15 protein-coding genes and 1 pseudogene are annotated in these 17,017 nt (G+C 62.5%); 8 read left to right on the top strand and 8 right to left on the bottom strand.

The genetic code is table 11. The features are described from left to right. Positions 1–529: 529 nt before the first annotated feature. Positions 530–949 carry an META domain-containing protein gene (locus A9975_RS33615; RefSeq protein WP_183036510.1) on the bottom strand — a complete coding sequence of 140 codons (420 nt, stop codon included), beginning with the start codon at positions 947–949 and terminating at the stop codon, positions 530–532. 54 nt (positions 950–1,003) lie between these two features. Between A9975_RS33615 and A9975_RS33610 the strand changes: the two are divergent. Continuing rightward, positions 1,004–1,423: pseudogene (locus A9975_RS33610) on the top strand (IS5 family transposase); the annotation flags it as partial. 243 nt (positions 1,424–1,666) lie between these two features. Here the strand turns inward: A9975_RS33610 and A9975_RS33605 are convergent. Genes A9975_RS33605 through A9975_RS33580 form a run of 6 tightly spaced genes read right to left on the bottom strand, consistent with a single transcriptional unit; the run spans position 1,667 to position 8,741 of the window. Further along, complete coding sequence (locus A9975_RS33605; protein ID WP_183036509.1) at positions 1,667–1,966, bottom strand: hypothetical protein; 300 nt, start codon at positions 1,964–1,966, stop codon at positions 1,667–1,669. A gap of 44 nt (positions 1,967–2,010) precedes the next feature. Beyond that, entirely contained in the window at positions 2,011–2,514 is a 504-nt protein-coding gene (locus A9975_RS33600; protein ID WP_183036508.1) for an MFS transporter, read from the bottom strand. 34 nt (positions 2,515–2,548) lie between these two features. Beyond that, positions 2,549–3,283: an MgtC/SapB family protein gene (locus A9975_RS33595; RefSeq protein ID WP_183036507.1), complete on the bottom strand. Its 735-nt coding sequence runs from the start codon at positions 3,281–3,283 to the stop codon at positions 2,549–2,551. Positions 3,284–3,295: 12 nt separating this feature from the next. After that, positions 3,296–4,660 (bottom strand): TolC family outer membrane protein, encoded by a 1,365-nt coding sequence (locus tag A9975_RS33590; RefSeq protein ID WP_255504186.1) that lies wholly within the window; start codon positions 4,658–4,660, stop codon positions 3,296–3,298. Positions 4,661–4,689: 29 nt separating this feature from the next. Then, entirely contained in the window at positions 4,690–7,743 is a 3,054-nt protein-coding gene (locus A9975_RS33585; protein WP_183036506.1) for an efflux RND transporter permease subunit, read from the bottom strand. Beyond that, positions 7,740–8,741 (bottom strand): efflux RND transporter periplasmic adaptor subunit, encoded by a 1,002-nt coding sequence (locus tag A9975_RS33580; protein ID WP_370565963.1) that lies wholly within the window; start codon positions 8,739–8,741, stop codon positions 7,740–7,742. Before A9975_RS33580 ends, A9975_RS33585 begins: the two co-directional genes overlap by 4 nt. Before the next feature lie 479 nt (positions 8,742–9,220). Between A9975_RS33580 and A9975_RS33575 the strand changes: the two genes are divergently transcribed. Beyond that, positions 9,221–9,934: a TetR/AcrR family transcriptional regulator gene (locus A9975_RS33575; protein ID WP_183036504.1), complete on the top strand. Its 714-nt coding sequence runs from the start codon at positions 9,221–9,223 to the stop codon at positions 9,932–9,934. Positions 9,935–9,940: 6 nt separating this feature from the next. Here the strand turns inward: A9975_RS33575 and A9975_RS33570 are convergent, their stop codons facing one another. Continuing rightward, positions 9,941–10,588, bottom strand: coding sequence for a TetR/AcrR family transcriptional regulator (locus tag A9975_RS33570; RefSeq protein ID WP_255504185.1), 648 nt, complete (start codon positions 10,586–10,588; stop codon positions 9,941–9,943). 489 nt (positions 10,589–11,077) lie between these two features. Here A9975_RS33570 and A9975_RS33565 point away from each other — a divergent pair, with 489 nt between their 5' ends. The 6 genes from A9975_RS33565 (at position 11,078) to A9975_RS33540 (ending at position 17,015) form a co-directional block, all read left to right on the top strand. Beyond that, a complete protein-coding gene (locus A9975_RS33565; RefSeq protein ID WP_183036502.1) occupies positions 11,078–11,758 on the top strand; it encodes a paraquat-inducible protein A in 681 nt (226 codons plus the stop codon). Then, complete coding sequence (locus tag A9975_RS33560; protein ID WP_183036501.1) at positions 11,755–12,420, top strand: paraquat-inducible protein A; 666 nt, start codon at positions 11,755–11,757, stop codon at positions 12,418–12,420. Before A9975_RS33565 ends, A9975_RS33560 begins: the two co-directional genes overlap by 4 nt. Next, a complete protein-coding gene (locus tag A9975_RS33555; RefSeq protein ID WP_183036500.1) occupies positions 12,413–14,044 on the top strand; it encodes an intermembrane transport protein PqiB in 1,632 nt (543 codons plus the stop codon). Before A9975_RS33560 ends, A9975_RS33555 begins: the two co-directional genes overlap by 8 nt. After that, entirely contained in the window at positions 14,041–14,649 is a 609-nt protein-coding gene (locus tag A9975_RS33550) for a membrane integrity-associated transporter subunit PqiC (RefSeq protein WP_183036499.1), read from the top strand. The genes A9975_RS33555 and A9975_RS33550 overlap by 4 nt, the downstream gene beginning before the upstream one ends. A gap of 348 nt (positions 14,650–14,997) precedes the next feature. Beyond that, on the top strand, positions 14,998–16,032 hold the full coding sequence (locus tag A9975_RS33545; protein WP_370565962.1) for a VOC family protein: 1,035 nt from the start codon (positions 14,998–15,000) through the stop codon (positions 16,030–16,032). Between the two features lie 26 nt (positions 16,033–16,058). Then, entirely contained in the window at positions 16,059–17,015 is a 957-nt protein-coding gene (locus A9975_RS33540) for a fumarylacetoacetate hydrolase family protein (protein ID WP_183036497.1), read from the top strand. Positions 17,016–17,017: the final 2 nt, after the last annotated feature.

The following is a 17,017-nucleotide window of genomic DNA, read 5'->3' as shown; positions in this document are numbered from 1 at the left end:
CCCCTATTCCCCTTCCCCCACTTCCCCACGTCCCCATTTCCCGCAATGGGTGCAGCATGCCCGCGCATGCGTTCTACTCGATCCGCTCCAACGCGCCAGCCCCTCGTTGGCATCCAAGCAGGATTAAAGGGCCCCGCATTCGAGCGTGGATACGCGATTGATATCGTGATCTACGTCAATGATAAGTGAGGTTGCGCGTCGGTCTCGGCGTTAGGGCAAGAAGCCGAGCGAAACTAGCTGGCATACAAGTGAGTATCGACCAGCCGGCGACGAAACTGAGTTCCCAGCCCCTCGTTAAGGTGACGTAAATCTAGGCACCCGCCGGCTTTATCAAATTGGAATCGGAGGCAAGGGAATGGTACTGTACTGGACACGGTGGCGGAGCGCCTTGGCGCAGCAAGGGGCGTTGAAGCCGACAGCACGACGGACGACGAACGACGGACCAATGTCACGCAGCGTGTCGTAGGCTTCATGATGGCGGGCAACGCCGAGGCGCTCGCGGCGAGGAAGGGCGGGTGCACTGCCTCTACTAGCGCAGCGCCACAGCCTCGAAGCGCGCCACCACGGCATTGTCGGCGCCGAGCAGGTCGAGCTGGCGGCCCGCAAGGCGGGCGCGCCGTACCGTTTCCAGAGCCTGCAGGAACAGCGTTTCCTGGGCCATGCCCTGCGCGCAGGCCATCATGGTACCCGCCAGGCCTTTGAAGCGAAGCTGGTCGCCATCGGCTTCATAGCCGCCCATCAGGCTGTTACAGCCGCCATTGCCTGACAGCCGCGCTTCGCTCGTGGCGAGGATCACGTGCGGTTCGCGCTGGCGCTCCGCCACGCTGACCGGCGCATCGCCCTGCCGCGTGAGCTTCCAGTAGGTCGCGCGCAACGGGCTGTCAGGCACCTGTGCAGCTGGCTTTTCCGACAGCTTCTCCTTGCCCCTGGAAGCCGATAGCAGCTGCAACTGCAGCGCTCGATCGACAGCGTAGCAGCAAGCTGCTGGGCGACGCTGGACGGCGCGGGAAAGAAGATCGTCGGGCGCAAGCGGCATATTGCCGTGGATGCGAACGGCCGGTTGCTGATGGCGAGCTTGACGCCTGCAGACATCGCCGAAAGTACCGGGGCGCTGGCGGTCCTGGAGGCCCTAAAGAAGCGCTAGCCGGGACTGAAGCATCTGTTTGCAGATGGCGCATACGATCGTCGCACGTTGATGAATAAGGCCGCGGCGCTCGACTTCGTCGTGCAGGTGGTGCGCCGTCACGAGGATCAGGTTGGCTTCGCGGTGCTACCCCGGCGTTGGGTGGTGGAACGTACCTTCGGTTGGATGGTTCGCTGGCGTCGCCTGGTCAGGGACTACGAGCGGCGTCCCGATGTGTCCGAGGCCATGGTCTATATCGCAATGGGCGGACTGCTGATACGCAGAATTGCCGATCCTTGAATTATCAAACGGGCTCTCGGGCCGAGCGTTGTAGCTGCCATCCGTAAGAGTGGCGTTGAAGCCCGCCTACGCGTCGGCATGCAGGATGCCGCGGAAGCCGGCCAGACGAGCTTGGGGGTGCAAGCACTGGCGATTTGCAGCGCGCATCCGGGGCGCCAGTTCGTTCTATGTTCTGTTGATCGGTATGTTTCATGCCTAGTCCTATGCTGACGTCGAGATGCCAATGGAGTTGGAAACAACGAGCTATCCGAGCGACCCGACATTTGGCCAGCCAGGCGGCGCGGCCCTGAGGTATTGCAGGGTGAGCATCAGTACCCCCAGCAGACCGGCGATAATCCCAGCCAGCATTCCCAGGTAGCCAAGCAGGTCCAGAAGCAAGCCCGCCAGCATGGGCATCACCATCCGCGTCAAGGCGAGCAGACTGGACTGAATGCCATAGTCCAGGGCAGTCATGCCGGGGCGGGTGTGGTACATCATCAGGCCGAACAACAGGCCCGCGGCGGCCCCCATCGCCATGGCAATCGCTAGGGTGGTGGCAATCAACACCGAGTGCGGAGCGTGGCCGGCGACCGCAGCCGCCAACGCCACTACGGCCGCCAGATTGAGCAACGCGCCGGCAGGCAGTGCTGCGCGTACCCCATACCGTTCATCATGCTGGCGACGGCACCGACAAGGCCGCCCGCAACGCCCGCTACCCAGGCAACGTTCTCGGCCTTCATCCCTTGGTCGAGCAGGAGCGGCTTCAGGTAGACCCAGGTAGTCCCTATAAACGGGAAGTACAACAGCGACAGGGGAATCCATGCGGGATGTTCAGCAAACGAAAAATAGGTGATCCATTGCTTGAACCCTATGCGGGTCGATGCCGGGATGAGGTTGCGGGGCGCGCGGCCGGCGATGAGGCAGAGCAAGAGCAACAGGCAGACGCCCGACAACAAGCCACCGGCCAGGATTCGGAACGGCCACTCCCAGCCGGCCCGAGCCTGCACCACGAGCATGACGCCGCCACCGACGATGGCTCCCAGGGAAGTCGCTGCCGAGCGGACGGCACCAGAGCGAATACGCTCCGACTCCGGCAAGTATTGAATGGCCAAGCCATTGACCGGAACGTCGGCCCAGGTACCCGAATCAACTGCGCACCGGCACGATGCTGAACCGGGAGACACCCTGGGTTGCAGCCATTTCGGCCGCCAGTCCGGCCGGCGATAGCGCGCGCGCCTTGTCCGGCGCGACCAGGCTGACTCGCCACACGGCCTGGTTGTCGGCAAACGTGATGGTCAGGCTGTCGTGCAGCACGCGATAGCCGCGGGACTTTGCCCCGTCGATCAGCAGATCGATATCCGGCGCTTCGCCGGGCTGGAAAGTCAGAGACACATCCAGCGTCGTGCGCCCCGGAAGCCTGGACTCAAGTCGGTGCAACAGAGACATCGAGCTTACGCATAGCACGGCGAGCAGCAACGCGGCGGCATAGAAACCAACGCCGAGCAACACACCTATGGCCGAGGCGGCCCAGATGGATGCCGCGGTGGTGAGGCCGCGGATGCGCATGCCGTCCTTCATGATGACCCCGGCGCAGAGGAAACCGACGCCGGTGACCACGCCCTGGATAGTATGGGTCGGGTCTGCCTGGATGTGCGCTGTGGCGCCGCCGTACCAGAGCAGCGCGTGGCCGACGAACACCGTCAGCGCCGTGGACGCCATGCACACGAGGCCGTAGGTGCGCATGCCGGCGGCGCGGCCGTTGTACGAGCGCTCGTAGCCAACCAGCATGCCGAGCAGCAGTGCGCCCACCATGTTCAGCCCGATGAACGCGTTGGCGGCGAGAAAGGCGCCGCTCCAATAGTGCTGCAGATCTCCTAGCATAGGATTTCGCGATCAGGCTGCGAGCCAGGCATTCAACGAGCGCAAGGTGTCCTCGCTCAGTTCCCCCGCCGCGGCGGCAAGCCGCAGACGGCCAAGGAGGTAGTCCAGGCGTGCCTGAACCAGGTCAAGCTCAGCGGCGAACACGCGCTGCTGCGCGTCCAGTACGTCGGGCTCCGTACGGGTGCCAACGTCCCGGCCAAGCGTCGTCGCCGCGAGCGCGCTACGCGCCGAAGTCAACGACTGCTCGAGCGCGGCGACGCGCGACACGCCCGTTTTCACCGAGAGAAATCCGTCCTGCACATTCAAGCGCACGTCTCGCCGGGCGGCGGCAACCTCCTGCTCTGCCTGGCTCTTCCTCGCGACGGATTCCCGCTCGCGCGAATCCAGTCCGCCGCCCGCGTACAGCGGCATGTTGAGCTGCAAGCCGATCGTCGCGGTTCGGGTGTTGCTGGCCGCAACCCAGGGAGCCAGGTTGCCGGTTTGCCCTTGTGCGCCATAACGTGCCACGAGCGCGACGGTCGGGCGACTGCTGACGCGGTACTTGTCGATTTCCGCGCCGGCAATGTCGAGCGCAGACTGCTTGGTCTTGACGAGGTAACTCTGATCTTCACCCCTTGCCTGCCACGCCATGAGATTGTCTGGTTCCGGCGGTCGCGGCGCGAAATTGGGCGCCAGCCCGCTGAGCTGATCGGGGGGCATGCCGACCGTTTCCAGGAAGCGCGTGCGTCGCTGCTCTAGCGCAGACCGCGCCGTGACTTCGCGACTCTCTACGCCATCCAGGCGCGCCTGGGCTTCATGAAGATCGGTGATCTTGCCCTGGCCGATGTCGAAGCGCGCCTTCGCGCGGTCACGTTGCTGTCGCAAGGCCGCCTTCTCGGCCAGCACTACACGCAGCGTTTCCTCACCCAATACCACGCCGAAGTATGCCTCGGACACCCGCAAGGCCAGGTCCTGGCGGGACTGGTCGAACTGCGTTTGCGCCAGGTTCGATTGCTCGTGCAACTGCTTCCTCGTGGCGACCGCGGTCCTGTCGTACAGCGGCTGAATGAGCATCACGCCGGCCTGCCGCGCAGTGCCTGAACTATCGGCGGATACCAACGGCGCAGCCTCGGCCGGCGGGTTGCCGGACGAACGATTGTTGATCCGGTCCAGTGCCGCTTGCAGGCTTACGCGAGGACGCAGCAATGCGTCGCCCTGCACAGCCATCTCCCGCCCCGCAGTGAGTGCATCACCTGCAGCCAGGCTTGTCGGATCATGCGCCAATGCCTGCTGGTAGGCCCCCACGAGATCGATAGCGCCCGACGCTCCGGCGTTCAGGAAAAGCATGCAGCCCAACGCCACTTGCCCGGCCCGCAGGGCCATACTCAGTCTTTTCATCGAAATAACTCTCATCGTCATACTTGCGATCAGACGGTCTCCGGGCGCTTGGCCCGGTACCAGGTCGCATACAGAGCGGGAAGGAAGACGAGCGTCAGCACCGTGGCAACGGCGAGGCCTCCCATGATTGCCCACGCCATGGGGCCCCAGAACACGGAATGGGTAAGCGGCACCATCGCCAGAATTGCCGCCAAGGCAGTCAGCACGATCGGACGCAGCCGCCGCACCGCCGCTTCGACGATGGCTGTCCACAGTGCGACGCCCGCGCCCACGTCTTGATCGATCTGTACGACCAGGATCACCGAGTTGCGGATGATCATTCCAGCGAGGGCGATCACACCCAACATGGCGACAAAACCAAATGGAATCTGGAATGCGGCCATGATCGCGCTGACACCGATCAGCCCGAGCGGTGCGGTCAGCAAGACCATCGCCATCTTCTTCATGTCTTGCAGTTGAATCATCAGCAGCACGAGCACCGCGATGATCGTCACAGGCATCACCGCGAAAACGGAATGCTGGGCCTTTGCGCTCGATTCGTAAGCGCCGCCGATCTCGATGCCATAGCCGAGCGGTAGCGCCTTTTCCAGTGCGTCGATCTTCGGTTGCAGTGCACGCGTGACGTCGGGTGCCTGCGCCCCGGCGATATCGGCACGAACGGTCAACGTTGGCACGCGGTTACGCCGCCACAGCTCGCTGTCCTCGCTGTCAAGCGTGAGCCGGGCCACTTGCGAAACCGGCACAAACTTGCCATCGCGCACATAGATTTTGGCGTCCTTCAAGTTATTCAGGTCCGTGCGTTCCGCTGCGACAAGGCGCGAGACCACGTCGATACCCTGGTCTTCCTCGCGGTACTGCGTGATCGGCGTGCCCGACAGCGAAGCCTCAAGAGCCGCCTTGATCTGGCCTGAGCTGATGCCCAGTGCACGCGCCTTGTCCTGGTCGACGTCGACCTGCACGCGCTTGATGCGTTCGCCCCAGTCCTGGTTGACCTGGCGCACGTGGGGCTCTTCACGCATGATGTCCGCCACCTGCTGCCCGATTGCACGAATCTTGGCGTTGTCCTGCCCGTACACGCGGAACTGGACCGGGTAACCGACAGGCGGACCGTTTTCCAGTCGATTGACGCGCCCACGCACATTCGGGAATTCTCCGTCGAACAGCTTCTCGAGCTTCTCCTTCGCCCGCTCTCGTGCCTCGCCGCCCTTCGTCATCACCAGCATCTCGCCCAGGTTCAGATTGGGCGTCTGCACATCGAGCGGCAGGTAGAACCGTGGCGTACCGTTGCCAACAAAGCTGGTCACCGCCGCAATGTCCGGATCGCCTTTGAGCAGGTCTTCCAGCTTCTGGACCTCGCGCTGACTCGCCTCAAAGGTGGAGGCTTTCGGCATCCACAGGTCCACAATGAGTTCGGCCCGGTCTGACGCGGGGAAGAACTGCTGGGGTATCGCCTTGAACAGCACCAGTGCGCCGACAAATGCCGCGAGCGTGATGCCGAGTACCCATGCGCGCTGCTTAAGGCAGAAGTCAATGAAGTGGCGGAACTTGACATAGAAGCCGCGCTGGTAGACGGCATCCTCGTCATGCGATGCGTGCGCATGCTCCCTCAACAGCTTGAAGCCGATGTAAGGCGTAAAGAGGACGGCCACGATCCACGACAACAACAGCGAAATGCCCACCACCTGGAACAGCGAGTACACATATTCGCCAGTGCCCGACTTCGCAAAGCCGACCGGAAGGAAGCCCGCAGCCGTGATCAACGTGCCGGTGAGCATCGGGAAAGCCGTGGCCGTGTACGCGTAGGTGGCGGCGCGGAACTTGTCCCAGCCCTGCTCGAGCTTCAGTGCCATCATTTCGACGGCAATAATGGCGTCATCCACCAATAGTCCGAGCGCAATGATCAGCGCACCCAGCGAGATGCGCTGCAAGTCGATGCCCATCACATACATCGCCAGGAATGTCATGGCCAGCACGAGCGGGATGCTGAGCGCGACGACCAGTCCCGTGCGCAAGCCGAGCGACAGGAAGCTCACGACGAGCACAATGATCACTGCCTCGGCCAGACTCTTCTTGAACTCAAAAACGGAATGCTCGACGATACGTGGCTGGTCGCTTACGGCGTGGATCTGCACACCCACCGGCAAGGTGGACTCGATGCGCTTCACCGTTTCGTCCAGCTTTGTTCCAAGCCGGATCACGTCGCCGCCCTTGCGCATGCTCACCGCAAGTCCAATCGCCTCGTTGCCGTTGAAGCGCATCCTCGAGGTGGCAGGCTCCACAAAGCCCCGACGGACGTCGGCGATATCGCCAAGGCGGAAGGTACGCTGGCCGGCACGGATGCCGATGGCGCGAATTCCTTCGACCGAGTCAAACTCGCCACTGACAGCCAGCCGCACCTGTTCCGCGGTGGTTTGCACCGTCCCGCCCGATGTCACGACATTGGTTTGTTGGAGCGTCGACGCAATCAGTGCCGGGTCGATCCCCAGCGAGGCGAGCTTGGCGGTGGAGACTTCCACATAGATCTTCTGTTCCTGCTTGCCCACCAGATCGACCTTGTTGACGTCGCCGACACGAAGAAACTCGTTACGCGCGGCATCCGCAATCCGTCTCAGATCGTCATAATCGAAGCCGTCACCAGTGATGGCATAGAGGTTACCGAAGGTGTCCCCGAACTCGTCATTGAAGAATGGTCCCTGCGTGCCCTGTGGCAGGGTATGCCGGATGTCGCCCATCTTCTTCCGGACCTCGTACCACACGTCCGGCACTGCGCCCGGTGGTACGTCCTCGCGCAAGTTCACCTTGACCTGCGTTTCGCCCGGCTTCACATAGGTGGACGTATAGTCGATCTCCGCCACCTCTTGCAGCTTGCGCTCGATCTTGTCGGTGACCTGATCGGCCATCTGCTGGGCGGAGCTCCCCGGCCAGTACGCCTGGACGACCATCGTCTTGATCGTGAACTCCGGGTCTTCCTTCTGGCCCAGGCTGCCATATGCCAGCACGCCGGCCACGGACAACAGCAACAGCTGGAACGCGATCATCTGCTGGTGCTTCAGTGCCCATTCGGACAGGTTGATGCCTTTCACTTCACACCCCCCGCCTTGGCGACAGCTACCGCCTCGGCCACCTTCACCTGCTGGCCAGGCTGCAGTATATGCACGCCGGCACTCACGACGGTCTCTCCTCCCGCCAGTCCCCCAACCACGATCACGCTGTCGTTCTGCGCGGCGCCCAGCTTGACTTCACGCGCGATCACCCGCGACGTCTTCGGGTCAACCACCCACACCTGCCGGCCATGTTCATGATCGACAATGGCGGTCAGCGGCACGCGGACAACGCCGTTGCCGTCCACGTCCGGTGCTATGACAGACGCTGTCATCCCTAGCCGCAGGAGGTCCGGATCCGCGTCCTGAATGGAAATGCGTGCCGAGTACGTCCGCGTGATGCTGTCCGCATCCGGCGCAAGCTCCCGGAGCTTGCCGGTCCAGGACTTGTCCGGATGCGCCCAGGCCGTGATCGTCAGTGTCGACGCCTTGCGCAGTTCGTCTACTCGCGACTCCGGAATACTGATCGAGACCTCGCGTTCGCCGTCAGCCGCAACGGTCGCGATCGACTGCCCGGCCGCGACCACCTGCCCGGCCTCCGCATTGATTGCACTGACCACACCATCGCGGTCGGCCAGGAGCGTCGTAAAACCGCGCAGGTTGGCATTCAGCTGCTGGTGCGCCTGGGCAGAACGCAGTTGGGCTTCCGCCTGGTTGAGCGCCAGCCGCTGCTGGTCCAGCTCGGCTTGCGAGGCGAAGTTCTGCGCGAGCAATTGCTCGGTACGCCGAACATCCACCCGCGCCTGGGCTACCCGGCCTCTCGCCGCATCGGCCTCCGCACCCGCCGCAGCCACCTGCAACGTCTCCTGGGTGGGGTCGAGCTGGAACAACGGCTGGCCGCGCTTGACGTGGCTGCCCACTTCCACCATGCGCGCGACGATCTTGCCGGCTGTGCGGAATCCAAGCTGACTTTCGTAACGCGCGCGAATCTCGCCTGAGTAGGTCGCGCCGACCGACCCGGCGGTACGTCCGGCGACCACTGTCCGCACCGGCCTTACGTCCGCGTGCTCAGACGCAGAGTGCGGTGTACAGGCGGCTAGCAGATGTGCCGCGATGATGATAAGAGCTGCCGCTCGATAGTTCCTGTTCAATTTCTGCCCTCAAGTAAGGTCCGTCGCTCGCCTGCGAGTCATCAGCGATCCACGCCGCCGAGCCGCCCCAAGGACTCGTGCTGGCGTCTGCGACGGCAGGCCTGTTAGGGCTTTCGCCCTTCCCGATAGGCCGGAATATACATCATACTGACTTACATGTCATGATGACGTACAATTTATTTTATGCGTGGAGCGGGACGACTATGCCGTACCGGATTCCACATGAGACGAAGAAGGTGCATGGCGACCACAAGCAAGTGGACGCGCGCAGACAAGCACTGGATGCGGAGTGACGCGATGGGCCTGGACTGAAGGCGCAGGAAGCGCGGCTATGTCGACTCATTGACCATGAGGAAAAAAACAGATCAATGACCCCGATACAGAAGAGATTGGCAGCTGAAACGGAACCGTGGGAGACTCGCGACCACCGTCAGCGAGTTGCGGCAAAGCGGCGGCAGCGTATGCGCTCTCTGTTGCTGAACAGTGCGATGCGCTTGATGATAGAGAACAGCGCAGCAACGCCCTCCATCGATGACATCATTTCGGCCGCACGGGTGTCACGTGGAACGTTCTACAAGTACTTTCCGTCGTCTGACGCGATCGTGCGGGAGCTTGTCGGTAAGATTGCTGAACAATGGGAGCGGGCCGCCGACCCTGTTGTGCGCGGCCATGACGACCCGGCCGAGCACATCGCCAGGGGAATACGGCTGGCGTCGATACTTACGATACGCCAGCCGGGAGTGGCTGCAATCCTGGGTCGGCTGGGCTGGGCTGGCTACCAGGCGCCCAATATGCTGGAGTTTGTCCGCAGGGACATAGAGGAAGGTATTCGACGCAAGCGCTTCAAGCGCATGCCGACCGCCCTGGGGTTCAATATCGTTGCCGGCGCGGCAATGAGCGCGATGCACCACATGCTTGAAACCGAATGTCGCGAAGATTTCTCGGAGCTCGCCGCTGCGGTGGCATTGCGCGCCTTAGGCGTGGAGGAAGCGGTGGCTGATGCGATATCCAAGTCGCCGCTGGATGCGAGTGAAGTGCTATTCGATGGCTTGCTCACCGAAGCGAGCGGCGAAGTACCGTAGTGTTGGCTACGCTCGCAAGTTGGAGGGCTCGGCCATTTCTGCGAGCCTCTCCTGTGCCTTTTCGAGCAGTGATTCCGGCGGAACGACCAGCTTTGGCAAAGGCGCGGAGGTCAACTTTGTGGCACTCGATGCGGACACGCCGAGCGACCGCAACACCGCCCGGACAATCCGCTCGGGATAATCCTTGGTCGTTTTTCCCTGGGCCATACGGTGAACGGCGATTACCCCCGCGCCTGCCACCATGTCCAATGCAACATCGGCCGACGTCTCGTCAAACGTGCCCGTCTTCAGGCCTTCCTTGACATCCGAGGGCAGGTACTCGTACACGGCACTCTTCTTGCCGACCAAGGTCAGGCCTGTGCCGGATAGAAACTGCGCCACCACAGGATAGGATCGCGCAAGGTGCAGATACAAGCGAAAACCCGTTGCAACACGCAACGCCGGATCTTCGATATCGCCGACCACGCTCTCGATCATTTGCACCATGTCGCGACTGAGCGCTTCGCTGACAGCCACCAGCAGATCGTCGTTAGTGCGGAAGTAGTTGTAGAAGGAGCCTTGCGAGACGCCAGCTGCCGCGATGACTTCCGGAATCACGCTGACTCCGATACCTCTTTGCGCAAAGACGATCATCGCACTTTCAATGAGACGCATGCGCATCCGTGCACGCCGTTCGGCTGCAACGCGAGGGCGATGGTCTTTAGGATCAGGGGCGGCAGGCATCTTCAATTTTAGGACCTTATGTGATCGGATGATTATATCAATACGCCGCTACAACGCCGGCACCATGGCGTAGGCCACGTCCGGCCCTCCTTGACACGAACAAGCTCAGTGCCGTTCTCGGCTCGCACCGAGTGCGCAGCGTCTGCTGTCGCGACAACCAGCCGTTTGGCCGCGGCACGGATGTCATGCGGCGGGCCATCGCTAATTTCGACTTCGCAGACAACGTTCATGGACAGCGTTCTGAGGAAAGAAAGAGCCTGCATGCAGCTGGAAACGGTGGGACAAGGAGGTGCTTTGCAGCAGACGTGCCCGCCGCAACTCTTATAAGATACTTACTGTCATGATGACATTCAAGTCATTTTGTAGCAGAATGCGGGAATCTCGAATGAACCCGGTGCGCTCGACGCACTGCTTGCATCAATGCATCAGAACCACATTCCGCCGCCAGATCCACCGCAGGACATGCATCGGCTTGTTGCGTGCGAGCATTGCGACGCACTCCATATGCGCGTGACACTGCAACCGGGCGAACGTGCCACTTGCCTACGCTGCGGCGGCGCCCTCTATCGCAACAGTTCGCACGCCTATCGCCGCCTGCTGCCGCTTGTGGTGACCGCTCTGATCCTGTTCATGATCTCGAACGCGTACCCGATTGTCGCCATGGAACTCAAGGGCTCCCGCGTGGAGACCACGCTATGGGGCGCCGTGCAAGCACTCTACGCGCATGACATGTCGCCGGTGGCGATGCTCGTGTTCGCCACGACGATCCTGCTTCCGCTGGCCGAGTTGCTCATGATGTGCTACCTGCTCGTGCCAATGGCGCGGCACCGCATGCCCCCCGGTTTCGACCGCCTTGTGCGCGGCATTCTCCTGACGCGGCCGTGGGGCATGATCGAGGTATTCATGATTGGCGTGCTGGTGACGGTGGTAAAGCTGTCGACCATAGCGCAGGTGCTTGCTGGCGTCGCGCTCTGGTCGTTCGGTGCCCTCGTGGTCGTACTTGCCGCGATCCTGTCCTTTGATCCACGCGACCTGTGGCATTACCTCGACGCGCAGGGTGCAGATGACATACAAACCTGCACGCCGGACGCCGCACCATGACCGCGACTCAATTGCCCCACGCTACCGCTGCTTCGCGCGGACTGCTGTCATGTCACGCTTGCGACCGGCTCAGCCCGATGACGCTCGAGGCCGGACCGTGTCCGCGCTGCGGCGCCTTGCTGCATCATCGCAAGCCAGCCAGCGCGTCGCGCACCTGGGCCTTCCTGTTGGCCGCTTACCTTCTGTATATCCCAGCCAATCTGCTCCCGGTGATGGTGACGCAGTCAATTCTCGGTACACAGCGCGACACCATCATGTCCGGCGTGATCTATCTGTGGCTGTCCGGCTCGCACATGCTGGCGCTCGTGGTGCTGATCGCCAGCATTGTTGTCCCGCTGCTAAAGATGATGATCCTGACATTGCTGCTGATATCGGTGCGCCGCAGATCGACCTGGCGCATCCGAGAACAGACCCGGCTCTACGCGCTGGTCGAGGTCATCGGCCGATGGTCCATGCTCGACATCTTCGTCGTGGCACTGCTGGCCTCGTTGGTGCAGGTCGGGGCGCTGGCCGCGATTGCGCCCGGGGGCGGGGCCCTGGCCTTTGCCTCGGTTGTCGTGCTGACCATGCTCGCGTCACTGAGCTTTGATCCCCGTTTGCTGTGGGATGCGCTTGACGCATCGCCTCCCCCAATCGAATTTCCGCACTCCGATCATGCCTGAACACACTAATCATCCCCCACCTCATGATGTACCGCCGCCCGTGCGCAAGCCTCGCGCGCGTTGGCTACCCTCGCTCGTCTGGCTGATCCCTCTCGTTGCGGCAGTGGTCGGGCTCTCGTTGTTGATCAACACGCTAGCATCGCGCGGGCCCGAGATCACCGTCACATTTCGCACCGCCGAAGGCCTGACACCGGGCAAGACCCCCGTGCGCTACAAGGACGTCGATATCGGCTTGGTCAAGACGGCACGGCTGGCAGCGGACCGTTCGCATGTGATCGCAACGATTGCGTTGACCAAGGACGCGGAGACCTTCGCCGTGGCCGACACACGCTTCTGGGTGGTGCGGCCTCGCTTTGCAACCAGTGGCGTGTCGGGGCTCGAGACGCTGCTATCGGGCGCATATATCGGCGTGGATGCCGGCAAGTCAGGCGAGACGACGCGCAGCTTCACCGGACTCGAAGTCCCGCCGACTGTCACTGCCGACGCCTCAGGCAGGCAGTTCGTGCTGCGTGCGCAAGACCTGGGCTCGCTCGACATCGGCTCACCGGTCTACTATCGTCGCGTGCAGGTCGGGCATGTCGTAGCGTATCAACTCGAGCCGAACGGCCACGACATCACGCTGCGGATCTTTGTCAACAAGCCTTATGACAAGCTCGTCTGCGCCGATACGCGCTTCTGGCATGCCAGCGGCGTCGACCTCAAGCTCGATGCGAACGGGCTGAAGTTGTCCACGCAGTCGCTGGTCACCGTGATGCTTGGTGGCCTGGCCTTCCAGGCGCCGGAGCACTCGACCGCGCACGCCACGGCCGCCGAGAACACCGAGTTCCTGCTTGCGGCGGACCAGTCGGAAGCCATGAAGGAGCCGGAGGAACTCGCCCCCGCACTGGCAGTGCTCAACTTCGATCAGTCCGTGCGCGGCCTGTCTCCAGGTGCGCCAGTCGATTTCCGCGGTGTGACCGTCGGGCAAGTGCGCTCGATCGGTATCGAATACCAGCGTGACAAGAAGGCCTTCCGCATGCCCGTGGTGGTGGAACTCTATCCGTCTCGCATGGGTCTGCACGAGAAAGACGTAGCCGACGACGTGCGCAAGCTCGCCATCGTGCATAGCCTGGTACAGCGCGGCATGCGTGCGCAGTTGCGCACCGGCAACCTGCTGACAGGCCAACTCTATGTGGCACTCGATTTCTTTCCGAAGGCAACTCTGCCGGCTGATCTGGACCTGAACGGGTCGCTGCCTGAGTTCCCCACCACGCCAGGCACCTTCGACGAGCTGCAAGCCAAGCTTGGCGACATTGTGACCAAGATCGGCAAAGTGCCGTTTGACCAGATCGGGCAGGACGCGCGCACGGCGATGGTGTCCATGAACAAAATGCTCGTCAACGCGGACAAGCTCGTGGCACAGGTCAATGGCGATGTGGCACCTGAAGTGCTCGCCGCGCTGAAGGATGTGCGCCGCACGCTCGCCACTGCCAATGGCGCGCTGGCGCCCGACGCATCGCTGCAGCAGGATACGCGTCGGATGATGCAGGAACTCACGCAAACGGCAGTCTCGCTGCGCACGCTGACCGATTATCTCGAGCGGCATCCAGAAGCACTGCTGCAAGGCAAGAGGGAAGAGAAATGATGAAACGTATGACGCTGTTTTTTACGCTGGCCGCCGCGGCCACGACCATGATGTGCGGCTGCGCGTCACCCGAGGCGCGCTACTACACGCTGGCCGCCAGTCACTCCAACGCCTCGCCGGCCGTGACAGGGCGAGCCAGCCGTAGCAGCGAACCGTTGTGGATCGAGGTCACGCCGGTGCGCGTGCCCGAGCGGTTGAACCGCATTCAGCTGGTGGTGCGTGACGGCACCAGCGGGGAGGTGAAGCTGCTCGACACATCGCGCTGGACGTCCCCATTGCCCGACGAGCTACGCGATGCGCTGTCGCAGCAACTGCAATCGACGCTTGACGCGGTGGATGTCTACCAGCACGGCCTGCCGGCGACGCGGCCGGCCTTCCGGGTAACGGCCGAGGTGGTAAACCTCGACGCCAATGTGGGCAAGTGGGCAGCGGCGACCATCGCCTGGACCGTGCGGCGGCTGCCGGATGGCAAGGTTCTGAGCGGCCGCACCGAAACTGAGGTGCCCGCGCCCGGGCAGATGGAGGGCGTGGTGAATGCGTATCGGGAGATCCTCGCAGCAACCGCGGCCGACATAGCAGCCGGCGTGCAATCCCTTGACCACTAGACGTGACACACCCCGCACATTGTGCGCGGCGAAGCGGGCGACCAGCCCGCTTTTTTTGCGCCATCTAGGTGTTAACGACATACATGTCATTATGACACTTAGACTATTATTAAATCCGTAAACGACGTCGCCCGCCAACACATGCCGACGTCGCAAGCGCCGTGGCCCCTCCTTGGCGGCACCAGCATGCACGGCGCAAATCAAAAACAGCGACAAATGGACCGCTCAGCGGTTGGAGACCTCATGCCCAAATCGACTGGAATACTCCGTCAGCCGGAGTCGTACCCTGAGAGTCGGCTGCCACCTGGCGTGCAGCGACTGATTCGCCCACAGCCATGCGGCAGAGCCGTGGAGCTGGCGTTTCTTCGCTGGGAAAAGAAGGACCTGCCGGCGACTGAACGCTTCTGGCGCGATTTCGGCATGCATCTGGTCAGTGTCTCGCCTGACCGGATCACGGCCCGTGGCGTCGGGACGGCCCCTTGCATTGCCGTGGCCGAACGTTCGGCGGCGAGCCGCTTCGTTGGGCCTGCCTTTCGCATGTCCGACGATACCGACTTGCATCGGTACATCGATCGCTTTGGCGCCACGTGGTTGTCCGAACAGCAGATTCCCGGAGGCGGGCGCGGTGTCGAGCTATTCGATCCTTCCGGGCGCAGTGTCTGGCTCGTGCAAGGCCAGCAGCGTGTCGAACCTCTGCCCATGCGCTCGCCCATGACATTGACCAACACGGCGCAATATGCGCCGCGAGTCAACCGCACTGTTCGCGCCCCGATTGAGCCGGCCAGTATTGTCCGGCTGGGACATGTTGTATTTCAAACCGTGGACTTCGCCGCCATGGCGGGGTGGTACATGACCGTACTCGGCGTCATTCCGACCGACGTGCAGTACCTCGCGGATGGCAGTCCCAATCTGGCCTTCTGCCGGCTCGACCTTGGCCAGGCGCCAGCCGACCACCACACCCTCGTACTGGTGGGTGGCATCGAAGAGAAATACGAGCACAGCGCGTGCGAAGTCATCGATCTCGATGCGCTCGGGCAAGGTCAACAGGTGCTGCGTGCGCAAGGCCATTCGCACATGTGGGGCATCGGGCGGCATTTGCTGGGAAGCCAGTTGTTCGACTACTGGCGCGATCCGGACGGTTTCGAGCTGGAGCACTACACCGATGGCGATCTGTTCACCGCGGACTTCGAAACCGCTTACTCGCCGCTAGATTTCGGCGGCATCTGGGCCTGGGGCGCCGACGCACCGGCTTCCATGAAACCAAGAAAGACTTTGCGCAATGTGCTGAAGGTGCTGAGGCTGGTACGGCGCAAGGCAATTGCGCCGGCGCGGCTCAAGCTGATCGAAACAGCACTGGGTGCACCCGCCAGGCCCTGGCTTTAGAACCAAGCAATTCCCTAGGAAGTGTCATGTCTCGTACCGTAATTCGCTACATTCATTCGGATGGCCCGCAATGGGGCATTCTCTTTGGCGCACGCATCGCGCCGTTGCAGGTCAACGCCGCAACCACAGGCGAGTTGCTTGCCGAACACTGGCAAAGCATCTGGCAATTGCCGGCGACACAGGCGTCGATACCGCGCGAGGCCGTCGAGCTTCTGGCTCCCGTCACGCAGAACCAGCAATTCCTCTGCCAGGGGGTCAACTACCGCAGCCACGTCATGGAATCCGGGCTGCGTGTTGAGGATTTTCCCTTCAACACGATCTTTACGAAGGCGTCCTCATGCATCACGGCCGCGGATGCCCCGGTCGTCTCCCCGCCCCACGTCAAGCTGCTCGACTACGAGATCGAGCTCGGGCTGGTGCTGCGGCGGGATTTGCAACCGGGCGTGAAGGTCAGCCCTGACGCTCTCGGTGATTGGCTTGCCGGCGTGACCATCGTCAATGACCTGTCGGCGCGTGACGTGCAATTGCCGCAGGGGCAGTTCTACAAGGGCAAGAGCTATCGCGGCTTCGGGCCGGTTGGCCCTGGGCTCATATTGCTGACACCGGAAGAGTGGCAACGTTGGCCGGAATTGCGGATGCGCCTGGATGTCAACGGACAGCCCCGGCAGGACGCCTACTGCGCCGATATGATCCACGCGCCGGCGTCAACCTTGACGGAACTGGCATCCATGCACGACGTTCACACCGGCGACCTGATCGCCACCGGTACGCCTGCCGGTTGCGCGGCCCGCGCGCCGGGCAAGCTCGCCATGTTCATGGCGAAGCATTTTCTGAGCGACGCCGGTAAATGGCGCATGTTTGTGCGCCGCGGTATGACCGATCCTGCCTACCTTCGGCCCGGCGATAGCATCCGGGCCTCGATTCGCACGGATGACGGCACCATCGACCTGGGTGAGCAGACCACTGTTATCGCACCGGCATGACG

It is taken from the genome of Cupriavidus sp. UME77 (assembly GCF_014170355.1).
Lineage (GTDB): Bacteria > Pseudomonadota > Gammaproteobacteria > Burkholderiales > Burkholderiaceae > Cupriavidus > Cupriavidus basilensis.
The sequence above is the reverse complement of the archived record's forward strand: the minus strand, read 5'-3'. Positions and strand labels throughout refer to the sequence as shown.

Excerpts from the sequence above, each read along its gene's own strand:
- A9975_RS33595 (WP_183036507.1), bottom strand. The coding sequence starts at position 3,283 with ATGCTAGGAGATCTGCAGCACTATTGGAGCGGCGCCTTTCTCGCCGCC.
- A9975_RS33590 (WP_255504186.1), bottom strand. The coding sequence starts at position 4,660 with ATGAAAAGACTGAGTATGGCCCTGCGGGCCGGGCAAGTGGCGTTGGGC.
- A9975_RS33575 (WP_183036504.1), top strand. The coding sequence starts at position 9,221 with ATGACCCCGATACAGAAGAGATTGGCAGCTGAAACGGAACCGTGGGAG.
- A9975_RS33570 (WP_255504185.1), bottom strand. The coding sequence starts at position 10,588 with ATGCGTCTCATTGAAAGTGCGATGATCGTCTTTGCGCAAAGAGGTATC.
- A9975_RS33565 (WP_183036502.1), top strand. The coding sequence starts at position 11,078 with ATGCATCAGAACCACATTCCGCCGCCAGATCCACCGCAGGACATGCAT.
- A9975_RS33560 (WP_183036501.1), top strand. The coding sequence starts at position 11,755 with ATGACCGCGACTCAATTGCCCCACGCTACCGCTGCTTCGCGCGGACTG.
- A9975_RS33555 (WP_183036500.1), top strand. The coding sequence starts at position 12,413 with ATGCCTGAACACACTAATCATCCCCCACCTCATGATGTACCGCCGCCC.
- A9975_RS33550 (WP_183036499.1), top strand. The coding sequence starts at position 14,041 with ATGATGAAACGTATGACGCTGTTTTTTACGCTGGCCGCCGCGGCCACG.
- A9975_RS33540 (WP_183036497.1), top strand. The coding sequence starts at position 16,059 with ATGTCTCGTACCGTAATTCGCTACATTCATTCGGATGGCCCGCAATGG.